The organism is Niastella populi (genome assembly GCF_002078015.1).
Classification (GTDB): Bacteria; Bacteroidota; Bacteroidia; order Chitinophagales; family Chitinophagaceae; genus Niastella; species Niastella populi.
The window spans coordinates 16,664-29,512 of the sequence record NZ_LWBP01000035.1; the positions used below are offsets into that span (position 1 = coordinate 16,664).

Sequence of the window (12,849 nt, forward strand, 5' to 3'; positions counted from 1 at the left end):
CTTTCGAAAGTATGGTTATAAATACATTGCCCCTGGTATCCGTTTGCATCCCTGCCTACAACCAGGAGCGTTATATACGCCAGTGCCTTGAAGGCGTGATGATGCAGCAGACCAGTTTTTTATTTGAGGTGATCATTGGGGAAGATTGTTCAACCGATAATACCCGCCGCATTATAAAAGAGTTTGAGCAGCGGTACCCGGAAATAATAAAACCCATTTACCATGAAAAAAACGTAGGACCGCAACGGAACGCCTACGAATTCTGCTGGCCGAAACTCACCGGTAAATACATCGCGGTTTGTGAAGGCGATGATTACTGGACAGACCCCCTTAAGCTGCAAAAGCAGGTTGATTTTTTAGAAAAGAACGAGGACTTCGTGTTGTGCTTTCATGAAACCAATACTGTTGATGCGAACGAGAATATAATGAGGCATGTGGAAGTGAATGGCGATGGCATCGTGTACGAGTATGACTGGAAAAGCATTTTCCATAAACACATTGCCACGCTGTCGGTCGTTTTCAGGAATTGTATTCCTACTAATCACAAAGATTTTGTACACGCTACCTACGGCGATATCTTCCTGTTCACTGTTTTATCGCGGTACGGTAAACTTGCCGAACTTGGTTTTAATGGGGGCAACTATCGCAAACACACGAGTGGTATGTATGGCGGAAGAACGATGGCCAATAAGTACAGGGGCACCATTCAAACAAGGAAGTTCATGAAAAAGTCTTCCCTGTTCAGCGAAGAACAGAAGCAGGAGATAGATAAAACAATATGGCGTGAAAAGAAAAAATATGTAAAGAACCTGATAAAGCATGGTGAAATAACCGATAGTATCAGGATACTGTTTCTATAAACCTTTACTATTATCAATAACCTTTTGCTATACGCATCAAAGATTTTAATATGAGTAATAAAAGATTCGCTGCATTTGTTATAACCTTCAACCGTGCAGAAATTTTAATGGATACCATCCATAAGATCCTTAGCCAGACATTACCGCCAGAAAAATTGCTGGTAATAGACAATGGATCAACCGATGAAACAAAAAAGAAACTCGATGAATTATATCCCCAGGTTGAATATTTCAGTATGGGTTATAATGCTGGCCCTGCAGGCGGCGACAAAGTAGGATTGGAAATGCTGGCAAAAGAAGGTTATAAGTGGATCTTCTGGGGCGATGACAACGATCCGCCACCCACCAGCGACACCTGTGAAAAGCTGATTACCCTCGCCGAATCGTATGGCGAAAATTGCGGTCAGGTAGGCATGGTAGGAAGCCGGTTCAATAAATACACCGGTTTGCTGGAGCGCATCACCACCGAAGAGTTGCGGGAAAAAAAGCCATTTATAGAAGTAGATACCATTGGCGGCGGACAATGTAAGATCGTAAACGGAAACAGTATATTAAAAGGTATTGTAACAGAGGAAAAATTGTTCTTTGGTTTTGAAGATCTTGACTTTGACCTTTCGCAAAAAGAAGCCGGTTACAAATTACTGGTGCATAGCGGCCTGTTCCTCGATTGCCGCGAGCGCTGGAACCGCTTTGAAGTAGACAGGCCGGTTGCCCGCAAAAAAGACGAAGGCGTATTATGGCGCGATTATTACAGCATTCGCAATGCCCTCTTCATAATGAAAAAGCACAGGCTGCCTTTTGCATGGCTGTCGTTCCTGGCTGTTTCAGTTGGCAAAAGCCTGTTAAGTTACAAACATGGTTTGCGCTATGGCTCCCTCGTAACCAGGAATACCTGCAAAGCCGTTCGCGACTATAGCCTGAGAAGATATTATAAAAGATAACCCCCGACTTTTTAAAACCCTTAAGACATAACCCGATAAGCGCCGACCGACCATCGGATGCTTCAAACGTAAAACTTTATGAACAAGAAGTTTGCTGCATTTATTGTGACGTACAACCGACCTGATATTTTGATGGACACAATACAAAAGTGTCTCGATCAAACCAGGCCGCCCGATAAGCTGATGATCGTTGACAATAACGACAACGATGAAACCAAAAATAAAGCGGCACAGCTTTTCCCGAATGTAGCACACCTGAAGGTTGGGCATAACTCAGGTTTTGCCGGCGGCGGTAAAGCCGGTTTGGAGGCGCTTGCAAAAGAGGGGTATGAGTGGATCCTGTGGGCAGATGATAACGACCCGCCATATACTGACGATACGTTTGAAAAACTGTTGCAACTGGCAGAGTCCTTTGGCAGCAATTGCGGCCAGGTAGGCGTGGTTGGACATAAAATAAATAAACGCACCGGTTTGGTAATAAGAACTACCAATGAAGAGCTGGAAAAAGGCGACTACCTGGAGGTAGATACCATTGGCGGTGGCATGATAAAGATCATAAGAGGAGAGAGTGTATTGAAGGGAATTGTGCCCGAGGCGAAACTGTTCTTCGGTTTTGAAGACCTCGATCACGATCTGTCGCAAAAAAGGGCCGGTTATAAAATACTTGTGCATACCGGTTTGTTCCTCGACCTGCGTAAGAAATGGAACCGGATGAATTATAAAAGAGCGACAGTACGGAAGAAAGATGAAGGTGTTCTGTGGCGCGACTACTACAGCATTCGCAATTCGCTTTTTGTAATGACCAAGAACCGGTACTACATGGCCGTTTGCTCTATCCTGGCTGTTTCATTTGCAAAAAGCATGATGAGCTATAAACATGGGCTGCGATACGGAACGCTGGTTACCAGGAATACATTGAAAGCCTGGCGCGACTACACCTTCAACAGGTTTTACAAACGTAATGTTTAAAAGTTTTAATAAGTATTTATGAATATAAGTGTTTGTGCAATTGTGGTTACTTATAACCGGCTCGATACATTAAAGACAGCTTTGGCGCATATATTGGCCCAGGCCATGGCCCCAACTGAAATCGTAATTGTTGACAACAACAGTTCAGACGGTACCAGAGAATATCTTAAAACACTGGAAGGTCATAATAAAATTCATTGTATTTATATGGACAGCAATACCGGTTCTGCCGGCGCCATAGCAAAAGCAATGAAATATGGATTGGCAAATAATTCATTTGATTATTTCTGGGTGCTTGACGATGATACATTTTATGCGCCCAATGCGTTAAAAGACCTGGTTGAGAATATTGAGGAAACGCCGTTTGTGATGCTTGGTCTGCATGGCGCTAATTTCAGAATGGGCACTAAAGTATTTGTTGAGTCGAAAGAGAGGTTACAGGAGGTTGATTATGCCATGATCGACGGGGCTTTGATAAAAGCCGATGTGGTGCGCAGACTGGGTACTTTGTGCGAAGAGTTCTTTATGATGTGCGATGACCATGAATATTCCATCCGTATCAGAAAAAATGGTTTCCGTATCGGTGTATTGAAGAATGGGGCCGATGACCGCCAACTGTTAGGCGGGGGCGGACAATTTACCAAAGCAACCTTATGGCGGGGGTATTATTCAGCCCGTAACCATACCTTCATTATCAGGAAGCATTTTTCATTTATGGAATTTATAGGCTATGTTTTTCACCAGGTAAAACTGCTGATCGCTGCCGCCATACTGGCCCCTGACCGGTTTAAACGGGTAAAATTCAGATTGATGGGCATCTGGCATGGCATCAGGGGCATAGGTGGTAGAACACTGGATCCGGGAACGCTGGAATTTGCAAGCCGTAAACTCTGATGCCACTTTGAATTACATTAAACAGGGAATTGTACAAAATGCATAGTGATACAATAACAGATACAACAATGGAGAACGTACCTGCTACAGGCACTGGTGGTTATAAGGCACACATGCATAAAGTACTGTTTGTTATCGATACATTACAAACAGGTGGCGCCGAGCAGAGCCTTTTCGCCAATGCGATCAGGTTTAAGAACATGCAGCCCGTAGTTTGCCATTTGTATGCCGGTGAGTTATTGAAGCCGAAGTTTACTGAGCATGGCATTACAGTGCATTCGGTATCACTGAAAAAGAAATACGGGTTTGTGGAAGCCTATAAACAATTGAAGGCAATAGTGCAGCAGGAAAAACCGGATATCATAGTGGCGTATTTGACCCGCTCGGAAATAGTAGCGCGGCTGGTTGGCCGGTTCAGTAACATTCCGGTTATAGGCACCTTCGTAAGCGAGTTGTATTCCGATTCATATAATACAGCGCTTTCAGCCAAAGCAAAAATGGCTGTCGCTTTTTTCAAATGGGCCAATAAAAGAACGGCCCGGTATTGCAAAGGCTTTGTTGCGAACTCTGAGGTGGTAAGGCAGTCGAACGGAAAGGCGTTAAAGATCGATCTGAACAAAATTGAAGTCATAAACCGGGGCCGCGATAGTAAACTGTTCCGCTATCAGGTTCCGCAGACATTTCCTGGAAAACCACTTCGATTTCTGAACGTCGGTAGATTAGTACCGGTTAAAGGCCAGCGCGACATGATACTGGCCTTCAATGAATTTTTGCCCGCATTTCCGGATGCGGTTCTCCATATAGCCGGCGATGGCCCCGAAAAGGAACCACTTGCCGCCCTTATTAACGAACTGGGATTGCAGAACAATGTGAGCCTGCTGGGAAGCCGCGATATACCGCAGCTTATCAATGAATATGATTGTTTTGTTTTTCCTTCTCATAGCGAAGGGTTTAGCGGCGCCATTGTGGAAGCGATGTTTGCAGGGGTGCCGGTGCTGGCCAGCGATATTCCGGTGAACAAAGAAGTGATCACGCATATGGAAACCGGATACTTCTTTGAAAAAGGTTCGGTACAAAGTATTAAAAACGCTTTGTTGTGGTTGGCAGAAAATACAACCGTTGCCCAGGCGCTGGCTGCAAAAGCCAATGAACATGCACGGATGAACTTTGAGCTGTCGACAATTGCCGGTAAACTGGAACACTATTTACTCAACATGATCATTGCAAAAAATTGACAATACTTCAACTGGTTCAGAAACCCCAATTACGGGGAGCTGAAATGTTTGCTTCGCAGCTGTCGACCCACATCAATAAGAAAGGACATAGGGCCATCATCGTATTTGTTTTTCCGGGCAGCGCAGCTTTGCCCTTTTCAGGTGAAACAAGGCATTTGAATGGTTCGCCCAAAAAACGAATGTGGGATGTAAAAGCCTGGCGGCAGCTGGCGCAGATAATAAAAGAAGAAAAACCCGACATTGTTCAGGCGAATGCCGGTGACACATTAAAGTATGCGGTGTTTTCGAAATTGCTTTTCAGATGGAAACAACCCATCGTATTCCGGAATGCAAGTACCATCAGCCTGTACATAAAAACAACGCCGGCTAAATTACTGAATGGCTTCTTCTTTAAGTATGCCAGTAAGATCGTTTCGGTAAGCCGCACATCGGCAACGGATTTTGCAAAGCTGTTCCCGCAATTCAAAACGCGTGTAACCACAGTGCCCATTGGAATAGAAGAAGAGGGGTTGAAAAGCGGGAACGAAAGCCCTTTAAAGAATACTTCAAAACCTGCTTTGGTGCATGTGGGCGGGTTTACATATGAAAAGAACCATGCACGCCTTATCGGGATCTTTGAAGGCATTCTAAAGAAACAACCCGGCGCCAGTTTGCATTTTGTTGGCAGCGGTCCGCTTCAACAGCAGATAGAAGAACTGGTTAAACAAAAAGGCCTTGAACAACAGGTGCATTTTTACGGCTTCAGAAATGATGCCATGCAGTTTATGAAACATGCCGATGTGTTGTTGCTGCCAAGCATAATTGAAGGCCTGCCCGGTGTGATACTGGAAGCCTTTTACTGTAAAACACCGGTTGTGGCGTATGATGTAGGCGGCATTGGCGAAGTAGTGATCAATAACAGGACCGGCTACCTGGTGCCGAAAGGAAACGAGGAAGCGTTTATTAACAAAGTGTTGGCCGCGCTTGAAAGAACGTCAGACAATGAACAGATGATACAGAACGCCTGGCAACTGGTTACGAATGAATATCTGAATGCCAGTATAGCCGGAAAGTTCCTGGATGTATACAGGAATGTATCATCACCCCTTAACAACTAATACATGGATACTTTGAATAAGACTTATATCCGTCAAATGTACCAGGAGCAGGAACCTGTTCCGGTATTGCATATCATTAAATCCCTGGGCCGTGGAGGAGCTGAGATGTTGTTACCCGAAACATTGCGTCAGCACGATAAACAAAAATTCAAATTTCATTATATCTACTTTCTGCCGTGGAAAGACCAGATGGTGCCGGCGATTGAGCAGGAAGGAGGAAAGGTAGTTTGCGTTAAGGCAAAGAACAATGCCGCGATATTGCTGGCGGTACGTAAGATCGCCGCATATGTACGTAAGAACAACATTCAACTGATACATTGCCACTTGCCATGGGCAGGTATGGCGGCCCGCCTGGTGGGCAAACTCACCGGTGTGCCGGTTGTTTATACAGAACATAATAAATGGGAGCGCTACCACAAGCTCACCTATTATATGAATAAACTGAGCTTCCCGTTGCAGCAACGGGTGATAGCCGTTTCGGCAGAAGTGGCCAGTTCCATTAAAATAAACTACAGGAAAACAAAACCACTGGTTCAGGTGGTGGCCAACGGGGCCGATACAGCCAAGTATGCCCGTACGCAAACTGCTGCCATCGACATCCGCAAGCAGTTAAATATTCCGGCTACCGCTACCGTTATTGGAATTACCTGTGTGTTCAGGGCGCAAAAACGGCTGGGCACCTGGCTCGAAATAGCCAAGGCGCTGCATGCCAAACAACCCGGTACTTATTTTATTATCGTAGGCGACGGGCCGCTTCGCGATGAAGTGCATGCAAAAGCAAAGGCATTGGGAACTGAGCAGTATGTATTCTTCGCGGGACTGCAAACCGAAACCCGTCCGTACTTTACCGCAATGGATATGTTCATGATGAGCTCAGAGTTTGAGGGGTTACCCATTGCATTGCTTGAAGCCATGAGTATGAACTGCGTACCGGTTTGCACTGCGGCCGGCGGAATACCCGAGGTAATAAAAGATGGCGTGAACGGTTTACTGGTTCCTGTTGAACAACCCCTGCAACTGGTTGAGCGGTTGTCGCAGTTAGTGCAGCAGCCAGATGAGGTGGCGCGTATGAAACAGGCTGCCCGCGAAACAGTCATCAATTCATTCAGCATGAAAAAGATGGTTGCCGAGCTGGAAGATATTTACACCGATTTGATTAACAAATAAAACTCTGGATTGTGATAGGCGGAATACTTTTGTTGATCCTGCTGTTTGCGGCAACGATACCGATGCTGCAAATGATGAAACACCGTTTGCCCTGGTTTCAGGTTGGCATGATGAAAAACCTGTACTGGTTCCATACGTTGTTTACGATCATCTATTACATATTTCAAATGTTCTCGCGGTCTGATTCGCAGGACTATTATCTGCGGCCGCAACAGAACTACGCCGATTGGTTCAGTGCGTATGCCACCGGAACGCCGTTTATTGATTTTGTAGGTTACCCGTTTATCAATTACCTGGGTTTTACCTTTGAAATGATGTTCGTGTTGTTTTCGTTTATGGGATACTGGGGGTTCGTTTTCTTTTATGTTTATTTTAAGGAGAACCTTAGATACAAGCATAAGTTCCTCGGCATTGACCTGGTTGCGCTTTTGATCTTTTTGCCGAATATGCACTTCTGGACAGTTTCACTTGGTAAGGGGTCTATTATTTTCTGGGGGCTGGGCATGGTAATGTATGGCCTAAGCCAGTTAAAGACCCGGAAAATACACCTGTTGCTGGGATTGCTGATCATTTATCACGTACGTCCGCACGTATTCCTGTTCATGGCCGTTGGTATTGTGGTGGGCCTGTTCACCGGGCGGCAAAAAGTGCCATTGTATCAAAAGTTGCTGGTGTTTGGCGCCAGTGTGGGCGCAATGGTTTTGTTGTACGATAAGATCATGGCGTTCGCAAAGATCGATGGCGATAATGTAATGCAAAGCTTTAACCAGTTTTCGGCCGTACGTGCGTATGAGTTATCAAAAGCGGGTTCAGGTATCGATATCTCGAATTATCCGCTGCCACTGAAACTGTTCACCTTCTGGTTTCGCCCGCTGTTTGTAGATGCGCCGGGCGCCATGGGGCTGGTTGTATCGGTAGAGAACATGATGTACCTCGCGCTGGCCGCAAAGCTGTTCCAGAAAGGGTTTATAAAATTCATTCGCAAAGGATCGGCCTTATTGAAAACAAGCGCCGTAACATTTATAGCTACCTCTTTTGCCCTGTCGAATACGATGTCGAATATGGGAATCATCATCAGGCAAAAAAGCATGATCATGTACTTCCTTTTCTTTGTGATCCTTATGTTCCTGGATTATAAGAAGCATCAGCAGGTAATGAAACGGCAGAGAGCCAGGCAGGCAAGGGAAGAAGAGGCGCCGCCTGTTATAGAAACCAAGTTGGCAATAGCGAGCCGGACGTTGACGTGAGACGGGAATCGGCAATCGTGAAACGGCAAACCTCAGCTCGGCGTACGTTGGCAATCGGGAATCGGCTTGAATTTGGGAGGCGCAGGGTTGTAACAAAATCTGAATAATCGCAAGGCTATTGACCATTGACCATTGCCCTTCGTGGCCTGGAAAAAGAACCTAAAACTATAAACATAGAACTTATAACTTATATGCAAGGAATATTCACCGTATCGCTCGATTTTGAATTACACTGGGGCGTTTTTGATAAAAGAGACCGCCAGGCGCGTGAGGCCAATTATAAAAATACGTTGCGCATTGTTCCGCAGATGCTGGAGATGTTTTCAAAATACGATGTGCATGTAACCTGGGCTACTGTTGGTAGCTTATTCGTCGCAAACCAGCAGGAGTGGAACGAATACAAACCCGCCATAGAGCCTGACTATGCAGTAGAAAAATATTCTGCTTACAAATGGGTACGGCAGCATGGTATGAGTGATCAGTACCAATGGGCGCATTTTGCACCTGAAGAAGTGGCTATGATCTTAAAGTATCCGGGGCAGGAACTGGCTACTCATACCTTCAGCCATTACTATTGCCTTGAACAGCAGCGGGAGAAGATGGCATTTGATGCCGATCTGAAAGCGGCTGCCAAAGTGGCTCAGAAGTTTAATGCGCCAATGCGGTCGCTGGTATTCCCACGTAACCAGTTCAATCCCGAGTATCTTAAAATATGTTATGATAACGGAATTAAAACGGTTCGCTCCAACCCGGCCGGTTGGTTCTGGTCGCCGGTAACGGAAGGCGGCGCCGGTTTTCTGCGCAGGGTGTTCCGTACCGCCGATGCCTATGTGCAGGTTGGTAATGTAAGAACTTCCTATCCGTTAAGTTCCATTAAAGTAACGGCTGGTGAACCTTTGCAATTGCCTGCAAGCCGGTTTTTACGTCCCTGGACGCCGAAATCGGAATTAGCCAATAAATTAAGATTGCGCAGGTCGTGCCAGGAAATACGGATCGCTGCAGCCAAAAAAGAAGTGTATCATCTGTGGTGGCATCCTGAAAATTTTGGCGATTATCCCGAGCAGAATTTGAAGAGCCTTGAAGTGTTGCTGAAAGAATTTAAAAAGTGTAAAGAGAAGTATGGCATGACGAGCTGGAACATGGGTGAGTATGATAAAAATATGCGCGGCGAAACCGCAGGCAAAGAAGTAAAACGCGCTGAGAAAATACTTCAGTAATAAAGATATTGCTTTCCCGGTACTACAGAAGTCATTTACAGGCACAGGATATTCCTTTAGATTTTATACCCTTAAAATGAAAAAATAGTCCCGCGATGTGCGGGACTGTGTGGTATGCGTACTTAAAAGAGTTCCATATCGCCTAAAGAATAGCCCCAGTTTTTAATTTCCAGTAATTCGGGGAATTTCTCATTCATATTCAGATCTCTAAGGGTAACAATGGGACCACGGTTTTGAACAGGAATTATTCCCATCCACTTAAGGGCTGATTGGTATGTTTGGTATTGCTGACCCGAGAATGAAATGACCTGTATTTTATTTTTTTTGCAGTAAGGGAGAACCGCCTTGCTTATCAGTGAGTTGATGCGCCTGTTGTTTGACGCGTTGTTGAAAAGCATGCAGTCGACCAGGCGCAGCTCTCTGGTAAATGAATGGGATTTGATGCGGCCGATGAGCAGGAAGTTCTCATAGTCGGTAAAATAATTATACCTGAACAGCGGATTGTCGGCGTAGCGCCAGCGGATATACGAAGAAGAAAGCACCGTGTTCAGGTGACCTGTTTTATCTTCGTGTTTATCTGTCAGATCAAATACCCGCGGGTCCCAGGTTTGTGAAGGTGTCGGGTCTTCTGTACCGGCTGCGGCTTTACCTTTTTTAAAGGCAATGGCATAAGCAAGGCCGATAGGGTTTAACACTTTCAGCTTTAATGGCATTTTACCTTGCTGAACCCAGCCCATTTTCAAATAACCGGGCCGGCTTTGATCGTTCGGGGTATTGAAAACGAAATGAACGCCCTGTTGTTTACATAGTTCAAGCTGTTGCAGGGTAAGTTTTTTAAATATGCCTTTTCCCTGGTGATCGGGGTGGGTAGCCGTATCAACCGCACGAATGGCTTTGTAAATGGTGTCGTTCCATTTCCATTTCCATTGCATAAAAGCTCTTAGCCCTATAATTGTGCCGTTTTCTTCAGCCAGCAAAACAAAAGAAGCGCCGAACGGGTTCTGTTCATGTTTCCAGTTCCAGAGCGATGCTGATTTTGGAATAAGGCCTTCCCCCAGGGACTTTTTCAACAACTCAATCATAGCGGGTTTGTCCTGGGGGGTAGCTGGTCGTATTTGCATGGTTCGTAAATTATAATTGATTGAAACGATGTGAATGTTTTAGCTGGTTTGAAATGCCAATAAAAACAATTGCCTGCATATTGTAAAATAAAATCCAATTTTTTTTCTTATTGCAACAACGCTGTTGTTTTAAAGTAAACATTCTTTATAGCGTATGGATCTTCGAGGAACGTACGCAAATTGCACAAAATGAAACCATCACATAAACTGATCCGCATAACAACCGTACCGCTTTCATTGAGTGTGCTGCTAAAAGATCAGCTCAGGTATATGTCTGATCATTTCGATCTGCTGGCTGTTTCTTCGCCCGATAAATTACTTGAACAGGTTGGCGCCCGTGAAGGCGTGCGAACGGCGCCTGTGAGCATGACGCGTGCTATTACACCGGTGAAAGATCTGAAAGCATTGTGGAAGTTATACCGGTTATTGAAAAAGGAAAAGCCAACTATTGTTCATACGCATACGCCCAAAGCCGGATTGTTGGGTATGCTGGCGGGCCGCCTCGCCGGGGTACCTGTTCGCCTGCATACCGTAGCCGGTTTGCCCCTGATGGAAAATACCGGGCTGAAAAGAAAAGTACTTGATTTTGTAGAGCGGTTGACCTACAGTTGTGCTACAGGGGTTTACCCAAACTCGAAACATCTAAGCGCCTTTATTATTGAAAACAGGTTTTGTAAAACCAGTAAACTGAAGGTGCTGGGCAATGGAAGCAGTAACGGTATCAACACCCGCTTCTTTCAACCCAATGAAGAGCTTGATAAAGCAGCCTGTGAGTTAAAGAAGAAGTATGGGTTGACTGAAAAGGATTTTGTATTCGTTTATGTTGGCCGCCTGGTAAAAGACAAAGGAATTGAAGAACTGGTAGAAGCCTATAGTGCGCTCAAAAAGAAATATCCGCATATTAAATTATTGCTGGTTGGTCCGTACGAACCCGACCGCGACCCACTGGCGCCCGCTACAAAAGAGATCATAGAGCAGGACGATTCTATCATAAAAGCCGGATTTCAACCGGATGTGCGGCCTTATTTAATGATGAGCCAGGCATTGGCCTTTCCTTCCTACCGAGAAGGTTTTCCGAATGTACCCATGCAGGCCGGTTGTTTTGGTTTACCTTCCATAGTGACCGATATAAACGGCTGCAATGAGATCATCGGGGATGGTAAGAACGGATTGATCATTCCTGTGAAGCGGGTGCCCGAGTTACAGACGGCGATGGAGAAACTCCTCACTGATCAAAACTTATATCTGGCTTTACAGGCCAATGCCCGGAAGATGATCGTCGATCGCTATGAACAGAAATATCTTTGGGAATTGTTGTTAAATGAATATCACGACCAGTTAAAGAAACATGCAATTTTATCGTAACTACTTCAAACGTTTTCTCGATCTGATAGTAAGCCTTGTTGCCTTTAGTTTACTATTACCTGTTTTTATTATCGTCACTGCGCTATTGTACATAGCCAATCAGGGAAAGCCTTTTTTCGTACAGCCGCGCCCCGGCAGGAACGGGCGCATATTCAGATTGGTTAAGTTCAAAACGATGAACGATAGAAAAGATGCCGCCGGTAATTTGTTGTCAGATGCAGAGCGGTTGACCGCAGTGGGCAGGTTCATCAGGAAAACTTCGCTGGATGAGATCCCGCAATTGATCAACGTCATTAAAGGTGAAATGAGTTTGATAGGGCCCCGCCCACTGCTTGTTGAATACCTGCCTTTATATAACAGTACACAAAAGAGAAGACATGAAGTGCGCCCGGGTATTACCGGATGGGCGCAGGTAAATGGCCGCAATGCCATTGGCTGGAAAGAAAAGTTTGAACTGGATGTATGGTATGTAGATAATATGAGCTTTTTACTCGATTGTAAGATTATAGTTTTTACGCTAACGAAGGTCGTTAAAAGTGAAGGGGTTAGTCAACAGGGACATGTGACCATGACAAAGTTTACCGGAAATTGAATTTTTGACTAAATATAAAGCCTAATGGTAACTGGGGATTTACCCTTTTATTGATCAGAAGCACTGCAGTTTATTACAAACATTCTTATAAATAGTATAGATTAGAACTCTTAAAAACCCTAAGACCCATTTTATGATTCGTTT

The 12,849-nt window shown here is 44.9% G+C and carries 12 protein-coding genes; 11 read left to right on the forward strand and 1 reads right to left on the reverse strand.

Annotated features, from left to right (window positions below):
* The first annotated feature begins 11 nt into the window (after positions 1 to 11).
* From A4R26_RS05625 to A4R26_RS05665, 9 genes are all read left to right on the forward strand, one after another.
* Positions 12 to 860 carry a glycosyltransferase family 2 protein gene (locus tag A4R26_RS05625; RefSeq protein WP_081161873.1) on the forward strand — a complete coding sequence of 283 codons (849 nt, stop codon included), beginning with the start codon at positions 12 to 14 and terminating at the stop codon, positions 858 to 860.
* A 50-nt stretch (positions 861 to 910) separates the two neighbouring features.
* Positions 911 to 1,801, forward strand: a complete 891-nt coding sequence (locus A4R26_RS05630; RefSeq protein ID WP_081161875.1) for a glycosyltransferase — start codon at positions 911 to 913, stop codon at positions 1,799 to 1,801.
* A gap of 78 nt (positions 1,802 to 1,879) precedes the next feature.
* Positions 1,880 to 2,770: a glycosyltransferase gene (locus A4R26_RS05635; protein ID WP_081161878.1), complete on the forward strand. Its 891-nt coding sequence runs from the start codon at positions 1,880 to 1,882 to the stop codon at positions 2,768 to 2,770.
* Positions 2,771 to 2,788: 18 nt separating this feature from the next.
* On the forward strand, positions 2,789 to 3,664 hold the full coding sequence (locus A4R26_RS05640) for a glycosyltransferase (RefSeq protein ID WP_081161883.1): 876 nt from the start codon (positions 2,789 to 2,791) through the stop codon (positions 3,662 to 3,664).
* Positions 3,665 to 3,702: 38 nt separating this feature from the next.
* The gene (locus tag A4R26_RS05645; protein ID WP_081161886.1) at positions 3,703 to 4,899 is read left to right on the forward strand and encodes a glycosyltransferase family 4 protein; all 1,197 of its coding nucleotides are present in this window, start codon (positions 3,703 to 3,705) and stop codon (positions 4,897 to 4,899) included.
* Positions 4,896 to 5,996 (forward strand): glycosyltransferase, encoded by a 1,101-nt coding sequence (locus A4R26_RS05650; RefSeq protein ID WP_081161888.1) that lies wholly within the window; start codon positions 4,896 to 4,898, stop codon positions 5,994 to 5,996. Before A4R26_RS05645 ends, A4R26_RS05650 begins: the two co-directional genes overlap by 4 nt.
* Positions 5,997 to 5,999: 3 nt before the next feature.
* Positions 6,000 to 7,163 carry a glycosyltransferase gene (locus tag A4R26_RS05655; RefSeq protein ID WP_081161891.1) on the forward strand — a complete coding sequence of 388 codons (1,164 nt, stop codon included), beginning with the start codon at positions 6,000 to 6,002 and terminating at the stop codon, positions 7,161 to 7,163.
* Between the two features lie 11 nt (positions 7,164 to 7,174).
* Positions 7,175 to 8,410, forward strand: coding sequence for a hypothetical protein (locus A4R26_RS05660; protein ID WP_081161894.1), 1,236 nt, complete (start codon positions 7,175 to 7,177; stop codon positions 8,408 to 8,410).
* A gap of 191 nt (positions 8,411 to 8,601) precedes the next feature.
* Positions 8,602 to 9,627: a polysaccharide deacetylase family protein gene (locus tag A4R26_RS05665; protein WP_081161906.1), complete on the forward strand. Its 1,026-nt coding sequence runs from the start codon at positions 8,602 to 8,604 to the stop codon at positions 9,625 to 9,627.
* A gap of 122 nt (positions 9,628 to 9,749) precedes the next feature.
* Here the strand turns inward: A4R26_RS05665 and A4R26_RS05670 are convergent, their stop codons facing one another.
* Entirely contained in the window at positions 9,750 to 10,748 is a 999-nt protein-coding gene (locus A4R26_RS05670) for a GNAT family N-acetyltransferase (protein ID WP_081161897.1), read from the reverse strand.
* Between the two features lie 189 nt (positions 10,749 to 10,937).
* Between A4R26_RS05670 and A4R26_RS05675 the strand changes: the two genes are divergently transcribed.
* Positions 10,938 to 12,113 carry a glycosyltransferase family 4 protein gene (locus A4R26_RS05675; RefSeq protein ID WP_081161900.1) on the forward strand — a complete coding sequence of 392 codons (1,176 nt, stop codon included), beginning with the start codon at positions 10,938 to 10,940 and terminating at the stop codon, positions 12,111 to 12,113.
* Entirely contained in the window at positions 12,097 to 12,705 is a 609-nt protein-coding gene (locus tag A4R26_RS05680; protein WP_081161902.1) for a sugar transferase, read from the forward strand. The genes A4R26_RS05675 and A4R26_RS05680 overlap by 17 nt, the downstream gene beginning before the upstream one ends.
* Positions 12,706 to 12,849: the final 144 nt, after the last annotated feature.

Coding starts and splice junctions, on each gene's coding strand:
- A4R26_RS05625 (WP_081161873.1), top strand. CDS start 12: ATGGTTATAAATACATTGCCCCTGGTATCCGTTTGCATCCCTGCCTAC.
- A4R26_RS05630 (WP_081161875.1), top strand. CDS start 911: ATGAGTAATAAAAGATTCGCTGCATTTGTTATAACCTTCAACCGTGCA.
- A4R26_RS05635 (WP_081161878.1), top strand. CDS start 1,880: ATGAACAAGAAGTTTGCTGCATTTATTGTGACGTACAACCGACCTGAT.
- A4R26_RS05640 (WP_081161883.1), top strand. CDS start 2,789: ATGAATATAAGTGTTTGTGCAATTGTGGTTACTTATAACCGGCTCGAT.
- A4R26_RS05645 (WP_081161886.1), top strand. CDS start 3,703: ATGCATAGTGATACAATAACAGATACAACAATGGAGAACGTACCTGCT.
- A4R26_RS05655 (WP_081161891.1), top strand. CDS start 6,000: ATGGATACTTTGAATAAGACTTATATCCGTCAAATGTACCAGGAGCAG.
- A4R26_RS05665 (WP_081161906.1), top strand. CDS start 8,602: ATGCAAGGAATATTCACCGTATCGCTCGATTTTGAATTACACTGGGGC.
- A4R26_RS05670 (WP_081161897.1), bottom strand. CDS start 10,748: ATGCAAATACGACCAGCTACCCCCCAGGACAAACCCGCTATGATTGAG.
- A4R26_RS05675 (WP_081161900.1), top strand. CDS start 10,938: ATGAAACCATCACATAAACTGATCCGCATAACAACCGTACCGCTTTCA.
- A4R26_RS05680 (WP_081161902.1), top strand. CDS start 12,097: ATGCAATTTTATCGTAACTACTTCAAACGTTTTCTCGATCTGATAGTA.